Here is a 15,862-nt window from a genome sequence, read left to right as displayed (position 1 = left end):
AACGATAATGACTGGAGCCTCCTATGACCGACGAACTTGTAAAACTCTTCGATTGCGACGAAACGCAATTGCGCAAGCTCGTCGGCGAGGCGCTCGCCGGCGCTGACGATGGCGAGCTTTTCATCGAACATGCGCAGGCCGAGTCGCTGACTTTCGATAATGGCCGGCTCAAGGGCGGTTCCTTCAATACAGACCAGGGTTTCGGCCTGCGGGCGGTCGCCGGCGAGACGGTGGGTTACGCCCATGCGGGCGAGCTTTCGCAAAGCGCGCTGAAACGTGCATCGGATGCGGTCAGCGCAGTGACGAGAGGTTATTCCGGCTCCTATGCCGCCGCACCGCAGCGCACCAACAAGAAGCTCTATGGCGACGAGAACCCCATCGGCAGCCCGAGCTTCGAAGAGAAGGTGAAGCTTCTCACCGATATCGATGCCTATCTGCGTGACAAGAACCCCAATGTCCGGCAGGTGACGGCGACGATTTCCGCAAGCTGGCAGGTGGTTGACATTCTGCGCGCCGATGGCCACCGCGTCAGTGACGTCAGGCCGATGACCCGCATCAACATCTCCGTCGTGGCGGGTGAAGGCGATCGGCAGGAAAGCGGCTCCTATGGCATTGGCGGCCGGGTCGGTTTCGGCGATTTCATCACAGAAGAAAACTGGCAGCGCGGCGCCGATGAGGCACTGCGTCAGGCGCTCGTCAACCTCACCGCCATCGATGCCCCGGCCGGCACGATGGATGTGGTGCTGGGCTCCGGCTGGCCGGGTGTGATGCTGCATGAGGCCGTGGGTCACGGTCTGGAAGGCGATTTCAACCGCAAGAAGACGTCCGCATTCGCCGGCCTGATGGGCGAAATGGTCGCCGCGCCCGGCGTGACCGTGGTGGACGACGGCACTATCGACAGCCGCCGCGGCTCGCTGACCGTGGACGATGAAGGCACCCCTTCCGGTTACAACGTGCTGATCGAGAACGGCAGGCTGGTGGGCTACATGCAGGACCGCCAGAACGCCCGGCTGATGGGTGCGACGCCCACCGGCAACGGTCGCCGTCAGGGTTATGCCTATGTGCCGATGCCGCGCATGACCAATACCTACATGCTGTCGGGCGACAAGACGCCGGAAGAGATCATCGCCTCCGTCAAGAAGGGCATCTATGCCGTCTCCTTCGGCGGCGGCCAGGTCGATATCACCTCGGGTAAATTCGTGTTCGGCTGCACCGAGGCCTATCTCATCGAAAACGGCAAGATCGGCGCGCCGGTGAAGGGCGCCATGCTGATCGGCAACGGGCCGGATGCGATGAAGCGCGTCTCGATGATCGGCAATGATTCGAAACTCGATACCGGCATCGGCAATTGCGGCAAGGCCGGGCAATGGGTGCCTGTTGGCGTCGGCCAGCCGCATCTGCGCATGGACCAGATCACCGTGGGCGGCACGAAGGCGTAAATCTCCCGACCCTGCCTGTAACGACTGTTAATGCGTATCTGCAGCGCGGATAAAGTGATGTAACGGTGCATCCCTGCACCCGTCATTCCGGCCTTGAGCCGGAATCCAGCCGATGCGCGTCGGCGCGGCGGGAAGACTCTTTTCAGCCCAAGGACTTGGGCTGGCTGGATTCCGGCTCAAGGCCGGAATGACGGAAGAAAGAGTTGCAGCCACACTGAGCCTGTCGGCGCCTCGTCAGCCCCTGACCACACACATGGCTGCCATGATGCGGTTTCCTCTGGTATGCCGCCGGGAAGACGTTAAGATCAGCCCCTACCCTAAGGCCACATCCCGATCCGGCCGATGCGCAAAGGAGACCATGACCATCATACGAAATGCCCTCGTTCCTGAACTTGCCGTCAGCGACTGGCAGAAGAGCCGCGCATTTTATTGCGACCTGATCGGTTTTCATGTGGTCTATGAGCGCCCCGAAGAGGGCTTTACCTATCTGGCGCTGGGGGATGCCCAGCTGATGATCGACCAGATTGGCGCGACGCGGACATTCGTGACTGATAATGCCGTGCTCGAATTTCCGTTTGGTCGCGGCATGAACCTGCAGCTTGCCGTCCCCTCGCTGCAACCCATTCTTTCCCGGCTGGAGCGATCCTCCATCGACCTCGTCATGCCGCTGGAAGAAAAATGGTACAGGCGCGGCACGGTCGAAGTGGGCAACCGGCAGTTCATCGTCGCCGATCCGGATGGTTACCTGATCCGTCCGTTCGAGAGCCTTGGCGAACGCCCTTTCCGGTTCGGTTGAGCCATGCTGCCTTTTCTCCCGCGGGCCGTGGTTTTCGACATGGACGGATTGCTGATCGAGAGCGAGCGGCTCTATCGCGATTCATTTCTGGCGGCTTCGGAAGAAGGCGGCCACGGCATGAGGGTGGAGACCTATCAGAAGGTCTGCGGCAGCCCGTGGGACGTCATCACCGGCACCATTTTTGCTGATTATGGCGCGGATTTTCCCATCGACAGTTTCCGAGACGCCTGGCTCCGGCATCTTGGCGTGATGATGGCTGGTGGCGTGGCGTTGAAGCCGGGCGTCACCGAGATCCTCGACCTTCTCGACAGCCTCGATATCCGCCGCGCCATCGCCACCTCGTCGCGGCACGATTCGGTGACGCGCCATCTTGGGCCCCATGATCTTCTCAAACGCTTCGACACAATTGTCGCGCGCGGCGACTATACGGAGCCGAAACCGGCGCCCATGCCCTATCTGACAGCCGCGCGACGACTGTCCCTTGATCCCGGGCGCTGTCTTGCCCTGGAGGATTCATACTCGGGTGTACGCTCGGCGACATCGGCGGGCATGATGACGATCATGGTGCCCGACGTTGCGCCGCCGACCGAGGAAATGCGGGAGAAATGCGTGGCCGTCGCCAGCGACCTGCATATGGTGGCCGACCTTCTGCAAAAAGCGCAGGCCTGAGTAGAATGAAAATCGGGCTGGGGGCGCGAGACGGCGTCATACGCGCTTCGCGATTTGACGTCATGATGAAACGCATGTCGGGCTGGGGCGCCGCTACTGGGCAAATGCCTCTGCCGGCGTATCCATAACCGGGGTAATCATGACGCCTGTCGCCGTGTCACTCATCACGCTGATACTGCTGGTTCTGTCCCTGTTCCAGATTGCGCTCGCCGCCGGCGCCCCTTTCGGCCGCCTTGCCTGGGGCGGCGCGCACACGGTATTGCCGGGACGGCAAAGGATAGCCAGCGCAGCGACACCGCTCATTTATGCGCTTTTCGTTTCCTTCCCGCTGCAAAAGGCGGGTTGGGCCGACATCTGGCCGTCTGGCTGGGTTGAACCTGGAATCTGGATCATCGTCTGTTACATGGCGGTGAGCATCGGATTGAACGCAATGTCGAAAAGCCGCCCGGAGCAGCTGGTCATGGCACCTGTGGCTGCCGCTCTTGCGATCCTGTTCTTTGTCATCGCGTTCTCCTAGCGGATCGCGGAGGCACGACGCAGCAGGATCGAATGGTCCTCGGCGGAGCGTCAGGCCCCCGGCTTGAAGCGCCACTTGCGTTCTATCGCATTTTCGAGATCGAGACCGTTGCGATGCGCCAGCAGCAGTACGTGGCCGAGCAGATCGGCGGTTTCGTCAGCCAGATCACGCTTCATCTCCTCTTCGCTTCTGCCCCTGCTGCGCCCCCGCCCTGTCAGCCGGTTCCAGGCCTGCGTCACCTCGCCCACCTCCTCCTGAAGCTTCAGCATGAACCAGTCGGGATCACGGGCGATCCCGTTTTCATCGGCATATTTCTGCGAGGCCGCCTCGAACTGGCGCATCATGGACAGAAGCATTTGTTCATCCTTTGTTCGTGATATCCAACTCTAATCACGATTCTCCGGCAGCGTCGATTCGAAAGCACTGTACGGACGGCGGATGGAATTTGCGCGACGAGCGTCTCGGGCCCCCCTTGGCCCGGCGCTGTTTGATTTGCTGCTTAAACAGGCAGGCGCCAATGGCGCGGCCTGACGCCCTTACGGATACATGCGGACCTTGGACCAGGCACCGTCTGGCGTGTCGCGGCGGAATTCGATGCGGTCATGCAGGCGGAACTTGCGGTCATGCCAGAATTCGATGCTGACGGGGCGAATGCGGAAACCGGACCAATGGGACGGGCGCGGAATATCGCCGATCGCATATTTGGCGGTATATTCAGCCACCGCCTTTTCCAGCGCGAAACGGCCTTCCAGCGGCCGTGACTGCTTGGAGGCCCAGGCGCCGATGCGGCTGCCGCGCGGCCGGGAGGCGTAATAGGCATCCGCCTCCTCGTCGCTCACGATCTCCACCTCGCCGCGCAGGCGCACCTGACGTCGCAGGCTCTTCCAGTGGAAACACATGGCCGCTTTTTTCTGGCCGAGGATCTCCCGGCCCTTCTGGCTTTCGAAATTCGTGTAGAACACGAAGCCGCGGTCATCGACGCCTTTCAGCAGCACCATGCGCACATTCGGCAGGCCATTTTCGTCCACGGTGGCGAGTGCCACCGCGTTCGGATCGTTGATCTCGGAAGCCGTCGCATCCTTCAGCCATTCGGCAAAAAGCGTGAAAGGTTCATTTTCTTCCGTGAAGTCACTGGATGTTAACCCCGTTTCCGACATATTGACTAAAATGCTCCCGAGCTGATTTGGACCCCAGAGATGATCTCTGGTGAAAGATGGTGACCGTCATAGCAAAGTCGAACAGTCGAACAAAGAGCCTCCTTTCGTCGGTAGCGGAAGTTTCCGCCGTCGTGTCGATGCTTGCGGTGCTGAGCGGATGCGTCAGCCTCGATCTGTTCGGCGGCGACAAGGTTGACCGCTCGCTTTCCACCGCCTCCGTGCCGAACCAGCAGAATGGCAGCGCCCAGACCGACGATGTGACCATTCGCAATGCGGTGACATCGGCCGATCTCGCCAAACTTGCCGACCAGCCGCTGCCCTGGGCGAATGCCGCCACCGGCAGCGCCGGCGTCGTGACCGCCATTCACGAAGATAAATCAAGCGGTTTCGTCTGCCGCGATTTCAAGACAACGCGCCACTCCTTCGAAGGGGTGGCAGCTTATTCCGGACAGGCCTGCCTGTCGGAAACCGGCGAATGGTTGATGACCCGCTTCGAGCAGAAATAATCTGTTTACCCTTCCATGGGGAATAGGCGCGGCCCCGGTGCGTCGAACCTGCTCCGTAAAGGAGTGATTAGCAACTTATTGCAACAGTCGACGTTGATTAAACCGAGGGCGTGCAGGCGAATGATCGCGGGCACCCCTTTTCGGAGGGGTTAGCTTCAGGATTGCGCCATGACGGGCGGCAGGCGCCTGAGCCAACGTAACTGGTGTTTCGCATGCGCGATCCATATTCGATCCTCGGCGTAAAACGTGACGCCCGCCACGAGGAAATCAAGGCCGCCTGGCGCACGAAGGCGAAAACCGTTCATCCGGACGCCAATCGCGACGATCCCGATGCCTCGGCGCGATTCGCCGAGATCGGACAGGCCTACGACCTTCTGAAAGACCCGAAAAAGCGCGATCTCTACGATCAGGCCCGCAAGGCTGCAGAAAAAAAGCAGCGCGATCAGACCATCATGCAGCAGCGGGAGGCCGCGCGCGAGGCGGCTGAACGCGCCAGGGCGGCCGAAAAGCTGATGGAAGAACTGGCCCGGGCGGACGCCCGCAACCGGACGCAGACCGGCCAGAAAACCGACGCCAGGACGGAAAGTGCCGAAGACATCGTCGAGCGGATTTTCGGCGCGGAGGCACAGAACGATCCCAAGGTACAGCAGGCGGCGGAAGCGGCAAAGGCTGCCGCAAGCGCCGTAAGAGGCGATGCGCCTGCCGCCGGCGAGACCGCCCAGTCCGGCGCTGGCGATGACAGGGCCGCGCCCGTCTCGCTTGCCGCCAATCTCTTCAGCGCTCTCGTACGCCGGTTCCGCACGCCGCAACCAGCTCCCGAAAAGGCGCCCGATATCACGGCGGAGGCCATCGTCACGGTCGCCGATCTGCTGGAGCAAAAGTGGATTACCGTATCGCTTGCCGATGAACGAGAGGTTCGCTTCCAGCTGGAAGCCGGCATGACCGACGGACATGTGGTGCGGCTGAAGGGACAGGGGCTGAAGCTTCCGAACATGGCCCGCGGCGATCTCGCCGTGACATTGCTGACCGCACGCGAGGATGCGTTTTCCCTTCGTGGCTTCGATATCCACACAACGTTGCCGATCTCGCTCAGCGATGCGGTTCTGGGCTGCGAAGCAAAGGTCAAGACGCCGCTTGGCGAGGAAAGCATCACCATTCCAGCCTGGTCAGGCTCGGACCGCGCGCTCAGGATTGCCGGCAAGGGCCTTGCCGACGGCAATGGCGGCTCCGGCGATCTCGTCATCGAACTGCGCATCGTCCTGCACGAGAAGCCCGATGAGAAGGTGACCGACCTGATGCGCCACATGCGCGAAGGCCTTTATTTGTGAAAGTTTTGCGAATAGCCGGGACAACGCACCCTTTGTTACGTTCCCTAACAGTTGATGATCCTTGGCAATCTTGAACAGGATTGCAGCCTATGCCATAGGCAGGACCGATCAAAAGTACTAGGGAGCATAAAATGGCTCAGGCATCCGGCCTCATGGCTGGCAAACGCGGCCTCATCATGGGTGTCGCCAATAATCGTTCCATCGCTTGGGGCATCGCCAAGGCCTGCGCCGACGCGGGTGCGGAAGTGGCTCTCACCTGGCAGGGCGATGCGCTGAAGAAGCGTGTCGAGCCGCTGGCCCAGGAACTCGGCGCCTTCATGGCCGGTCACTGCGATGTGACCGATCTCGAGACGATCGATGCGGTTTTTGCCAGCCTGGAAAAGCACTGGGGCAAGATCGACTTCGTCGTGCACGCCATTGCCTTTTCCGACAAGGATGAGCTGACCGGCCGTTACCTCGACACCAGCCGCGACAATTTCAACCGCACCATGGACATTTCCGTCTTCTCGCTGGCCGCCGTTGCCAAGCGGGCGGAGCCCGTCATGAATGACGGTGGTTCGATCGTGACGCTCACCTATTACGGCGCCGAAAAGGTGATGCCGAACTACAACGTCATGGGCGTGGCCAAGGCCGCGCTTGAGGCAAGCGTGCGTTACCTCGCCGTCGACCTCGGCAATCGCGGCATCCGCGTCAATGCCGTTTCCGCCGGCCCTATCAAGACGCTCGCTGCTTCCGGCATCGGCGACTTCCGTTACATTCTCAAGTGGAACGAATATAATGCGCCGCTGAAGCGCACCGTTTCGATCGAGGAAGTCGGCAAGTCGGCGCTTTACCTGCTCTCCGACCTTTCGACTGGCGTGACCGGCGAAATCCACCATGTCGATTCCGGTTACCACACCATCGGCATGAAGGCGGTGGATGCGCCTGACATTTCGGTGGTGAAGGACTGACGACAACCGGGAATGCTTGAAACTGGGGTATCGCCTTGCTCGTCTATGTGATCCGGCACGGACAAACGGACTGGAATGCGATACGCCGGCTTCAGGGCCAGAAAGACATTCCGCTCAATGATTTCGGCCGCCAGCAGGCGGTCGGCAATGGTCTGCTTCTCGCCCGCCTCCTGGGGGATCAGGCCGCGGATTTCGATTATGTAGCAAGCCCGCTCGGGCGCACGCGCGAGACAATGGAACTGATGCGCGGCGCGATGGGGCTCGATGCCAAGGCCTATCGCACCGACGACCGCCTCATCGAAGTTTCCTTTGGCGACTGGGAAGGGCAAACGTTGCCCGAGCTCAAGAAGGAATTTCCGGACCGGGTGAAGGCGCGCAAGGCCAACAAGTGGGATTTCATTCCCCCCGGCCAGGATGCCGAAAGCTATGAAATCCTCTCCTGGCGCATCGGCGCATGGCTCTCCTCCGTGGAGCGGCCGACAGTCTGCGTCTGCCATGGCGGCGTCATCCGCTCGATTTTCAGACTTGTTTCAGGCATGGACAAGGATGAGGCGTCGCGGACGCAAATCCCGCAGGACCAGATTTTGAAGGTCGAGATCGACAGGAACAGCGTGGAGTGGATTTCCTAGGGGCTGGCAGCTTTCCTATGATTGGCAGGACGTCGCAGCTTGTTTCTTCTCTCCCCCGGGGAGAGGTGGCCCGAAGGGTGGGATGAGGGGGCAACGTTGCCGTATTTCGGAGAGCTTGCTCCCTTATCCCTCTGCTGCGGACTTCTCCCCGGCGGGGAGAAGAAACAGGTGGCACCCGCTCGTTTCACAAAGGGGGTTTTGACTTGGTAGGCGGCTGCTTATTCCACAACCTGCAGATCGTCGACCACACGTTTCCCATCTACTTCCGTGTAGAAGACAACGACCTTCACGCCCGCTTTCAGACCTTCGAAATTGAATTCTTCCGGCACACGATAGGTCTTGCCGTCGTTCAGCGTGATACTTAGACCGTTCGCGTCGATCTTGCTGATCGTGCCTTCCACGTCGACGCTCTGGGCGAAGCCGTTGATCGGCATCAGGAGGTTGGCGGTGGCCAGAAGGGCGGCAATCATCATACGCATCGATCTAGCTTTCGTGGATTTGCGTGAAAACCTTACATGCATGAAGAATTGCCTTTCGAATGTGGCGGAAATTGCCCGCAACCATGACATTTTCGGCCCAATTGATGAACGGATTTCAAATCCTGTTCAAGCCGTTAGTGATTTTTACACCGCATTTTCCGGCAATATTGGAAAACTCGGGTTTAGGGTGGAAAACCCCGGCTCTTTTACAATTTCGTCATCTCAAAAAACCGTCGATCCGGTCGAATCACTTTCCGTCGCCCATGGCGGGACTGTCGTTTTTCGTCCTTTCGCAAGTCGTGGACGGTACGTCACCTTCTTATCGCGTTTGCGATGAAAGAAAGGCTTTTGCCTTGTCCGGATTTTCCACTAAGACAAATCCGCTTGTTTTAAACGGCGCTGTCCACAGGCGCCCCGTTTTCCGGTTTGAGAATTATGTCGCATAACAGTTTCGGTCATCTTTTCCGCGTTACCACCTGGGGAGAAAGCCACGGGCCGGCACTTGGCTGCGTGGTGGATGGTTGCCCGCCCGGCATCCGGTTTACCCTTGCCGAGGTGCAGCACTGGATGGACAAGCGCAAGCCGGGCCAGAGCCGCTTCGTCACCCAGCGGCGCGAGGACGATATCGTCAAGGTCCTTTCCGGCGTCATGCTGGATGAGGACGGCGAGACGATGACGACAACAGGCACGCCGATTTCCATGCTGATCGAAAATACCGACCAGCGCTCCAAGGATTATGGCGAGATCGCCAGGCGATTCCGCCCCGGACATGCGGATTTCACCTATGACCTGAAATATGGCATTCGCGATTATCGCGGCGGTGGTCGCTCCTCCGCGCGCGAGACGGCGGCGCGTGTCGCTGCCGGCGCAATCGCGCGAAAGGTGGTACCCAGCCTCAACGTGCGCGGCGCGCTGGTGCAGATCGGCAAACACAGGATCAACCGCGACAACTGGGATTGGGATCAGGTCGATCAGAACCCGTTCTTCTGCCCTGATGCCGCCATGGTGCCCGTCTGGGAAGAATATCTCGACGGCATCCGCAAGGCCGGTTCGTCCATCGGCGCCGTTGTCGAAGTGATCGCCGAAGGCGTTCCGGCGGGTATCGGCGCACCGATCTACGCCAAGCTTGACCAGGATATTGCCTCCAGCCTGATGTCGATCAACGCCGTCAAGGGCGTGGAAATCGGTGAGGGTTTCGCCTCCGCCGAGCTTTCCGGCGAGGAGAATGCCGATGAAATGCGCATGGGCAATGACGGCAGGCCGATCTTCCTCTCCAATCATGCCGGCGGCATTCTGGGTGGCATTGCGACCGGCGAGCCCGTCATCGCGCGCTTTGCCATCAAGCCGACCTCGTCAATCCTGACCGAGCGCCAGTCGATCGACGCCGATGGCAACAATGTCGACGTGCGCACCAAGGGACGCCACGACCCCTGCGTCGGCATTCGTGCCGTGCCGATCGGCGAAGCGATGGTGGCCTGCACCGTCGCCGACCATTATCTGAGGGATCGCGGCCAGACCGGCCGGTTGAAGTGAGGTATTCCGCAATGGCCTATGACCAGAAACGCGTTGTCGATGCCATCCGCGCTTTCGAAGCCGGTGAAATCGTTGTCGTGACCGATGATGATGACCGTGAGAACGAGGGCGATCTGATCATTTCAGCGGTCCACTGCACGGCAGAAAAGATGGCTTTCATCGTGCGCCACACGTCAGGCATCGTCTGCGCCCCCATGCCGCGCGAAGAAGCCAAGCGCCTGAACCTCAATGCCATGGTGGCCGAAAATGACAGCGCCCATACCACGGCCTTCACCGTCAGCGTCGATTTCAAGCACGGCACCACAACGGGCATTTCCGCCGATGACCGCACGCTGACGGTGCGCAATCTCGCCAATCCAAATGTCGGAGCCGCCGATTTTACCCGGCCCGGACACATTTTCCCGCTGATTGCCCGTGAGGGCGGCGTCCTGATGCGCTCCGGACATACGGAAGCCGCCGTCGACCTCTGCAAGCTGGCAGGACTGCCGCCGATCGGTGTCATCTGCGAACTCGTCAATGATGACGGCACCGTGACGCGTGGACCGCAGGTCACCGCCTTTGCGGAAAAACACCAGCTCAAGCAGGTGTCGGTTGCCGATCTCATCGCCTATCGCCAGCGCAAGGAAACGCTGGTGGAGATGGAATCCTCCTTCACCATCGAAACGCCCTTTGGACCGGCCAAGGCGCAGACCTATTCCCTGCCCTGGGACCCAATGCAGCATATGGCTGTTATCTTCGGCGATATCCGCGATGGCATCGACATCCCCGTGCGCCTGCACCCGGAAAACGTCGCCGACGATGTCTTCGGCGATCGCCAGCAGGTGCGGCATTACATGCAGAAGATCGCCGAGGAAGGCCGCGGCGTCATCGTCTATCTGCGTGAAGGCTCCGTCGGCGTCGGCCAGGTCGCCGGACGGCGCAAGGCACGCGATCCCGATGAAGCGCATGCGCAGGCCCGCTCGCGAGAAAACGAATGGCTGGAAATCGGTCTCGGCGCCCAGATCCTGAAAGATCTCGGCATCAGCTCGATCAAGCTGATGACGACACGCGAACGGCATTATGTCGGGCTTGAAGGCTTCGGCATCCAGATTTCCGCGACGGATATCGGGTGAGCTCTGGGGTTTGACTAGTCTCACACCGCAATTTTGAGGCGAGCGGGTTCCGCCTGTTTCTTCTCCCCGTCGGGGAGAAGTCCGCGGCAGCGGGATGAGGGGCAAGCTCTCCGCATATCGCTGGCGTTGCCCCCTCATCCGACTCTTCGGGCCACCTTCTCCCCGGCGGGGAGAAGAAATATGCCGCAGCGCCGCGCTACAATGCGGTTTCACGGATCGGTAACCTTGAGTCCGAGGCACCTCTCTCGCAATCATCCCTGCGAAAAACTCAGTTTTCCTCCCGCCAGCCCTCCAGATAGTTCACGCTCTCCACCCCCGTGAACTTCGCAAGCCGCGACAATTCCGCATCGAGCTTCTCCAGCCGACCGGCGGAGGCACGCACGCCAGGCTCCAGCCAGAGACGACGGACATCCAGCGTACTGCGCTTGCGATCCGCCTTCATGTCGATGCGGCCGATCACGCGGTCGCCTTCCAGAAGCGGGAAAACATAATAGCCATATTGCCGCTTCGGCTCCGGCACGAAGACCTCGATACGGTAATAGAAGCCGAACAGCCGCTCCGTACGGTTTCGGTCACGCAATAGCGGGTCGAAGGGGCTGAGGACACGGACGCGTGAGGAGGGCTCAGGCACGTCGGTGAGGTCGGCAGTGAAATCGGCAAAGGCATAGGACTGGCGGGCAGTGTCGCCGTCACTTGCGAGAAGCGAGACCTCGCACAATTCATCGCGATGGTTTTTGACCCAGTCTCTCGCTTCTTGCGGGGTGACGAGATCAAAAAAGGCGGCGATTTCGCCATGTGTAGCGAAACCAAGCCGCTTCAGCGCCTCGCGGCAGGCCCAGTCGACGAATTCGGCATGCTCCACTTCGGTCTCGTGATGCTTACCGGGAATAACCCGTTCGGCCAGATCGTAGACCTTCTGGAAATTAACCCGGCCTGATATCGCCAGCTTGCCGGTGTGCCAGAGATATTCGAGTGCGGTCTTGGAGGGATGCCAGTTCCACCAGCCGCCGGACTGGTGTCCCTCCTCTTTAAGCTCCCGTGCCAGCACCGGCCCGGTTGCGGCGATGCGCTCCAGCGTTTCGCCGAACGCGGCATCGAAACCCTCACCGTGCCATTTGCGCCAGCGTTCCTGAATGATCGGCTCGCGGCGGCGGAAGCGGTGTTTCCAATAGGGATAAAATTCCGTCGGCAGGATGGAGGCGTCATGCGTCCAGTGCTCGAAAAGCGCGCGATCCTTTTCCAGCAGCGTGGTCAGATGGTTGCGCCTGTAGGTCTGGTTGCGGGAGAAAATAATCTGGTGATGGGCGCGCTCCACCGTGCCGATGCTGTCCACCTGCACGAAGCCGAGATCGGTGATGAGCTGCAGCAGCCCATCCTTGGAAAGCGCCTTGCCGGGCGGGGAGGAAAGGCCTTGCCGCGCCAGAAAAATCCGCCTTGCTGCTTCGTTCGAAACCTTGATCGTCATGGCCCAGAAGGTATGACGGCTTTTTCGCGAATGCAATGTTCTTTTTTTGTTCCTTGTTTCACTTCTGTTGATGACGGGATATAGAACCGGAAACGAGCGCGAGGATGTAAGTTTGGAAATCCGTTTCGATGCCGCCGGTGTCGTTTTCGAGGGCCGGCAGGTCCTGCAGCCGCTGTCCTTGACGTTGACGGAACGGCGCATCGGCGTAATCGGTCTCAATGGCTCCGGTAAGACCACCTTTGCCCGGCTGATCAACGGGCTGAACAAGCCAAGCGAGGGCAAGGTTTCAGTGAACGGTCTCGACACCGTGAGCGACGCCAGGGCCATCCTGCAGATGGTCGGTTTCATCTTCCAGAATCCCCAAAACCAGATCATCCTGCCGATCGTGCGCGACGATGTCGCCTTCGGGCTGAAGCGGCTCGGCCTCGGCAAGGCCGAAACTGAAAATCGGGTGAAGGTCGTTCTGGCCGGACTCGGCATCGCGCAGCTGGAAGACCGGCGCGCGCATGAGCTTTCCGGCGGTGAGCTACAGCTTGCAGCGCTTGCCGCCCTTCTGGTGACCGAACCGCAAATCCTCATTCTCGATGAGCCAACCAACCAGCTTGATCTCAAAAACCGCGCAATCGTGGAAAGAACCATGGCGGCGCTGTCCCAGGCGCTGATTGTCATAACCCACGATCTGCCGTTGCTTCGGGGTTTCGACCGGGTACTGGTTTTCCATGAGGGTGCGCTTATTGCAGATGCTGCACCTGAAGAGGCGGTGGCGCGCTATCTGGAGGTGGCGTCGCGATGAAATCGCTGCATGTCGAGGGCACCGGCTGGCTTTACCGCGTCTCGCCGCGCCTCAAGCTTCTGACGCTCATGGGCTTCAGCATTGCATTGTTCCTCACCCGCGACTTGCTGGTTCTCGCATGCGCGATGGTTCTGGCCGCGCTAGCTCTGAGCGCGACGCGGCTGCCCCTCAAGGACATCGCCCTGCGGCTGCGGCCGGTGATGCTGACGATCTTCCTCGTCGCCGGCTTCAGCTATCTCCTGCTTCCGGCCCACGATGCCAGTGTCAATCTTATGCGGCTGACGGCACTTGCGTTGCTCGCCACCGCGGTCACCATCACCGTCAGCATTTCGCAGTTCATGGACGAAATTACACGTGCTGCCTCCCCGCTGGAAAGGCTGGGGCTGCTCAAGGCCGCCGATATCGGGCTTGCAGTCGGGCTGGTGGTGCGCTTCGTGCCTGAGATCGTCAACCGTTACCATGCGGTGCGCGATGCCCACCGGGCGCGTGGCCTGCCCGTGCGGATGGCGACCATCATCGTGCCGCTCGTCATTATGACGTTGAAGGATGCCGATGCCATTGCCGACGCCATTGACGCGCGCGGTTTCAGAGGCCAAAGCTGACGGCCAGACAACCATCCGGAGTTTCCGAGCCATGACGACCCGCGACCTTGTGCTGATTTCGCTGTTTTCCGCCATCATCATCGCGCTCGGGCTTTTGCCGCCGATCACGCTCGGTTTCATTCCGGTGCCGATTACCGCGCAGTCGCTCGGCGTCATGCTCGCCGGCGTCGTCCTCGGCGCAAAACGCGGCACGCTCGCGGTTCTGCTGACGATCCTGATTGCCGCCATCGGCCTGCCGGTGCTTTCGGGCGGACGTGGTGGTCTTTCGATCTTCACCACGCCGACAACGGGCTTCCTGATCGGCTGGATCGCAGCCGTTTTCGTCACCGGCACGCTCTCGGAAAAACTCGTCAATCGCAGCCAGTCCGCTCTGGCGCAGGGTGTTGGCTTTTTCGTCGCCAGCCTGATCGGCGGCGTGGTCGTGCTTTATGCTTTCGGCATCACCTACCTGGCGGTGGTCGTCGGTCTCGGTTTTGAAAAGGCTTTCATGGGTTCGCTCGCCTTCATCCCGGGTGATGCGCTGAAGGCCGTGCTGGCAGCCCTTGCCGGCCGCGCCGTCATGGCGGGTTATCCGCTGCTGCCGCAGCGCGCCTGAAAACACTTTCTTCGGGAGGAAAAGAATGGCGACGCGTTTATACGAACATCCGATCTTCCTCGAGCATATCACGCCTTCCGGCCATCCCGAGCGGCCGGACCGCCTGCGGTCGCTGAACATCGCGCTCGAACATCCGAATTTCGAGCGCCTTGATCGCAAAGAAGCGCCTCAGGCCAATGAGGATGCGGTGCTGCTGGCGCATCCGGAAGAGCATCTGCTTGCCGTGATGCGACAGATTCCGGAAGAGGATAGCGAGATCAACCGCATTGAGGCCGACACTTACGTTTCGCAAAAAAGCCTGCAGGCGGCGCTGACCGGCATCGGCGCCGCAATGGCGGCAGTAGACGATGTCTTTACCGGCGCTGCCGACAATGTCTTCGTTGCAGCCCGCCCGCCTGGCCACCATGCCGAGACCGCCAAGGCCATGGGCTTCTGTCTTTTCAACAATGTGGCGATCGCCGCCCGCCACGCGCAGAAGGCGCATGGTGCCGAGCGCGTCGCCATCATCGACTGGGATGTGCACCACGGCAACGGCACGCAGGACATCTTCTGGAACGACACATCCGTGCTGTTCTGTTCCACCCACCAGATGCCGCTTTATCCGTGGAGCGGCGATAAAAACGAAACCGGCGTGAAGAACAACGTCGTCAACGCACCGCTTTCTCCGAACACCGGCAGCGAACATTTCCGCGAGGCATTCAAATCACGCGTTTTGCCGGCGATTGCGGATTTTTCGCCCGATCTCATTCTCATCTCCGCCGGTTTCGACGCGCATCACCGTGATCCGCTGGCGCAGATCAATCTGGTGGGAGAGGATTTCGACTGGGCGACGGGCCGGCTCTTGGAGATGGCGGATAAATACACTTCGAACCGGGTCGTCAGCCTGCTGGAAGGCGGTTATGATCTGGAAGGGCTGGCGGAATCGGCAGCCATGCATATTTTGAGAATGATGAAGGGTTGAACATGACGGAAAATGCCAACACAGCCGATGTCAGCGGTTATTCGTTCGAAAAAGCCGTCGCCGAGCTGGAAAGCATTGTCGCACGTCTGGAACGCGGCGACGTGGCGCTGGACGAATCCATCGCCATCTATGAGCGCGGCGAAGCCCTGAAGAAGCATTGCGAGACGCTGCTGAACGCTGCCGAAAAGCGCATCGAGAAGATTCGCCTCGATCGCGCCGGCAAGCCGCAGGGTGTGGAGCCGCTGGACGGGGAGTGATTGCGTTTAGGGTGAGCGTTCGGACGTGATTCGATAAGGTAGCCACCTCCCGATTTAAACACTCGACGTCATCC

The 15,862-nt window shown here is 60.3% G+C and carries 20 protein-coding genes; 16 read left to right on the top strand and 4 right to left on the bottom strand.

From position 1 onward, the window contains the following. The first annotated feature begins 23 nt into the window (after window positions 1-23). The 4 genes from tldD to HQN82_RS01965 all read left to right on the top strand — a co-directional run bounded on the left by tldD (window position 24) and on the right by HQN82_RS01965 (window position 3,421). A complete protein-coding gene (tldD, locus tag HQN82_RS01980) occupies window positions 24-1,439 on the top strand; it encodes a metalloprotease TldD (protein WP_006699874.1) in 1,416 nt (471 codons plus the stop codon). Window positions 1,440-1,797: 358 nt separating this feature from the next. Further along, window positions 1,798-2,235, top strand: coding sequence for a bleomycin resistance protein (locus HQN82_RS01975; RefSeq protein WP_006699875.1), 438 nt, complete (start codon window positions 1,798-1,800; stop codon window positions 2,233-2,235). Between the two features lie 3 nt (window positions 2,236-2,238). Then, on the top strand, window positions 2,239-2,904 hold the full coding sequence (locus HQN82_RS01970) for an HAD family hydrolase (RefSeq protein WP_173614486.1): 666 nt from the start codon (window positions 2,239-2,241) through the stop codon (window positions 2,902-2,904). 139 nt (window positions 2,905-3,043) lie between these two features. Further along, on the top strand, window positions 3,044-3,421 hold the full coding sequence (locus HQN82_RS01965) for a hypothetical protein (RefSeq protein WP_045532589.1): 378 nt from the start codon (window positions 3,044-3,046) through the stop codon (window positions 3,419-3,421). A 50-nt stretch (window positions 3,422-3,471) separates the two neighbouring features. Here HQN82_RS01965 and HQN82_RS01960 read toward each other — a convergent pair whose 3' ends face one another. Together HQN82_RS01960 and pdxH are read right to left on the bottom strand one after the other, a co-directional pair. Continuing rightward, the gene (locus HQN82_RS01960; protein ID WP_006699878.1) at window positions 3,472-3,777 is read right to left on the bottom strand and encodes a pyrophosphohydrolase domain-containing protein; all 306 of its coding nucleotides are present in this window, start codon (window positions 3,775-3,777) and stop codon (window positions 3,472-3,474) included. Window positions 3,778-3,957: 180 nt separating this feature from the next. After that, on the bottom strand, window positions 3,958-4,578 hold the full coding sequence (pdxH, locus tag HQN82_RS01955; protein ID WP_006699879.1) for a pyridoxamine 5'-phosphate oxidase: 621 nt from the start codon (window positions 4,576-4,578) through the stop codon (window positions 3,958-3,960). Between the two features lie 56 nt (window positions 4,579-4,634). Between pdxH and HQN82_RS01950 the strand changes: the two genes are divergently transcribed. The 4 genes from HQN82_RS01950 to HQN82_RS01935 all read left to right on the top strand — a co-directional run bounded on the left by HQN82_RS01950 (window position 4,635) and on the right by HQN82_RS01935 (window position 7,991). Beyond that, a complete protein-coding gene (locus HQN82_RS01950; protein WP_004440354.1) occupies window positions 4,635-5,084 on the top strand; it encodes an RT0821/Lpp0805 family surface protein in 450 nt (149 codons plus the stop codon). Between the two features lie 212 nt (window positions 5,085-5,296). Continuing rightward, window positions 5,297-6,412 (top strand): DnaJ C-terminal domain-containing protein, encoded by a 1,116-nt coding sequence (locus tag HQN82_RS01945; RefSeq protein ID WP_004440352.1) that lies wholly within the window; start codon window positions 5,297-5,299, stop codon window positions 6,410-6,412. A gap of 131 nt (window positions 6,413-6,543) precedes the next feature. Next, window positions 6,544-7,362 carry an enoyl-ACP reductase FabI gene (gene fabI, locus HQN82_RS01940; protein WP_004440350.1) on the top strand — a complete coding sequence of 273 codons (819 nt, stop codon included), beginning with the start codon at window positions 6,544-6,546 and terminating at the stop codon, window positions 7,360-7,362. 35 nt (window positions 7,363-7,397) lie between these two features. Continuing rightward, window positions 7,398-7,991 (top strand): histidine phosphatase family protein, encoded by a 594-nt coding sequence (locus HQN82_RS01935; RefSeq protein WP_037090791.1) that lies wholly within the window; start codon window positions 7,398-7,400, stop codon window positions 7,989-7,991. A 218-nt stretch (window positions 7,992-8,209) separates the two neighbouring features. Here HQN82_RS01935 and HQN82_RS01930 read toward each other — a convergent pair whose 3' ends face one another. Next, the gene (locus tag HQN82_RS01930) at window positions 8,210-8,470 is read right to left on the bottom strand and encodes a DUF1344 domain-containing protein (protein WP_006699882.1); all 261 of its coding nucleotides are present in this window, start codon (window positions 8,468-8,470) and stop codon (window positions 8,210-8,212) included. A gap of 40 nt (window positions 8,471-8,510) precedes the next feature. On the opposite strand from HQN82_RS01930, the gene HQN82_RS01925 reads away from it, so the two are divergent. The 3 genes from HQN82_RS01925 (at window position 8,511) to ribB (ending at window position 11,115) form a co-directional block, all read left to right on the top strand. After that, window positions 8,511-8,807 (top strand): hypothetical protein, encoded by a 297-nt coding sequence (locus tag HQN82_RS01925; RefSeq protein WP_162699393.1) that lies wholly within the window; start codon window positions 8,511-8,513, stop codon window positions 8,805-8,807. 98 nt (window positions 8,808-8,905) lie between these two features. After that, window positions 8,906-10,003 (top strand): chorismate synthase, encoded by a 1,098-nt coding sequence (aroC, locus tag HQN82_RS01920; protein ID WP_004440343.1) that lies wholly within the window; start codon window positions 8,906-8,908, stop codon window positions 10,001-10,003. A gap of 11 nt (window positions 10,004-10,014) precedes the next feature. Beyond that, window positions 10,015-11,115 (top strand): 3,4-dihydroxy-2-butanone-4-phosphate synthase, encoded by a 1,101-nt coding sequence (ribB, locus tag HQN82_RS01915; protein WP_112766519.1) that lies wholly within the window; start codon window positions 10,015-10,017, stop codon window positions 11,113-11,115. A gap of 268 nt (window positions 11,116-11,383) precedes the next feature. On the opposite strand, the gene HQN82_RS01910 is transcribed toward ribB, so the two are convergent. Continuing rightward, on the bottom strand, window positions 11,384-12,580 hold the full coding sequence (locus HQN82_RS01910; protein WP_112766666.1) for a winged helix-turn-helix domain-containing protein: 1,197 nt from the start codon (window positions 12,578-12,580) through the stop codon (window positions 11,384-11,386). Window positions 12,581-12,692: 112 nt separating this feature from the next. On the opposite strand from HQN82_RS01910, the gene HQN82_RS01905 reads away from it, so the two are divergent. The 5 genes from HQN82_RS01905 to HQN82_RS01885 are packed head-to-tail and all read left to right on the top strand — an operon-like array spanning window position 12,693 to window position 15,788. After that, window positions 12,693-13,373 carry an energy-coupling factor ABC transporter ATP-binding protein gene (locus HQN82_RS01905; protein ID WP_072494043.1) on the top strand — a complete coding sequence of 227 codons (681 nt, stop codon included), beginning with the start codon at window positions 12,693-12,695 and terminating at the stop codon, window positions 13,371-13,373. Further along, window positions 13,370-13,975, top strand: coding sequence for an energy-coupling factor transporter transmembrane component T family protein (locus HQN82_RS01900; RefSeq protein ID WP_072494042.1), 606 nt, complete (start codon window positions 13,370-13,372; stop codon window positions 13,973-13,975). Before HQN82_RS01905 ends, HQN82_RS01900 begins: the two co-directional genes overlap by 4 nt. 31 nt (window positions 13,976-14,006) lie before the next feature. Further along, window positions 14,007-14,570 (top strand): biotin transporter BioY, encoded by a 564-nt coding sequence (locus HQN82_RS01895; RefSeq protein WP_004440332.1) that lies wholly within the window; start codon window positions 14,007-14,009, stop codon window positions 14,568-14,570. 25 nt (window positions 14,571-14,595) lie between these two features. Beyond that, the gene (locus HQN82_RS01890) at window positions 14,596-15,531 is read left to right on the top strand and encodes a histone deacetylase family protein (protein ID WP_173614485.1); all 936 of its coding nucleotides are present in this window, start codon (window positions 14,596-14,598) and stop codon (window positions 15,529-15,531) included. A 2-nt stretch (window positions 15,532-15,533) separates the two neighbouring features. Continuing rightward, window positions 15,534-15,788 carry an exodeoxyribonuclease VII small subunit gene (locus HQN82_RS01885; protein WP_003503059.1) on the top strand — a complete coding sequence of 85 codons (255 nt, stop codon included), beginning with the start codon at window positions 15,534-15,536 and terminating at the stop codon, window positions 15,786-15,788. The last annotated feature ends 74 nt before the right edge of the window (window positions 15,789-15,862 follow it).

This window comes from Agrobacterium pusense, from assembly GCF_013285525.1.
Taxonomy (GTDB): Bacteria; Pseudomonadota; Alphaproteobacteria; order Rhizobiales; family Rhizobiaceae; genus Agrobacterium; species Agrobacterium pusense.
The sequence above is the reverse complement of the archived record's forward strand: the minus strand, read 5'-3'. Positions and strand labels throughout refer to the sequence as shown.